We start from the raw sequence: 479 nt of genomic DNA on the forward strand, positions 1-479 counted from the left end.
GATCTCCATGAGCAGGGTGGCGTTGGTGCCGGCCATCCGCTGGAGCAGCTGTTCCAGGGTGGGGACGGGCTCGGCCGGGCCCGGTCCGATGGTCACCCGCAGGGCGGCGACCTGGGCGGCGGTCAGGTCGCCGATCGCGCAATTCATGCCGTCCGTGGTGCGGGGGAATGCCCCCAGCCCTCGGCAGGGGGAATCTCCAGCCAGCCGTCGAGGCCCGGCGGGAGTTCGGTCCACCGGCGGCCGAAGGCGTCGAAGAGGTCGAGGGCCCGCTGCCGTGGGTTCCCCTCGTCGTCCCACTGGAGCAGGAACAGCAGCGGGACGGTGACCCGCCGCGCCTCCTCGCGCTGGGCGCTGGGAGTGCTCAAGGGTGCCTCAAAGTGCTGCGGTGGTTATCCGGTGCGGTGATCAACAGCTGCGCTGCTCATCAGCGGCGACGGTCATGGGACGAACAGTCGAACAGTAACGCGAATCCAGGGGCA

General features: G+C 69.9%; 1 pseudogene. It reads right to left on the reverse strand.

The window, feature by feature from the left end:
- Positions 1–143 precede the first annotated feature (143 nt).
- Positions 144–356, reverse strand: a pseudogene (locus PUR71_RS03725) (hypothetical protein); the annotation flags it as partial.
- Positions 357–479: the final 123 nt, after the last annotated feature.

The organism is Streptomyces sp. SP17BM10 (genome assembly GCF_036322405.1).
In the GTDB taxonomy this organism is placed as follows: domain Bacteria; phylum Actinomycetota; class Actinomycetes; order Streptomycetales; family Streptomycetaceae; genus Kitasatospora.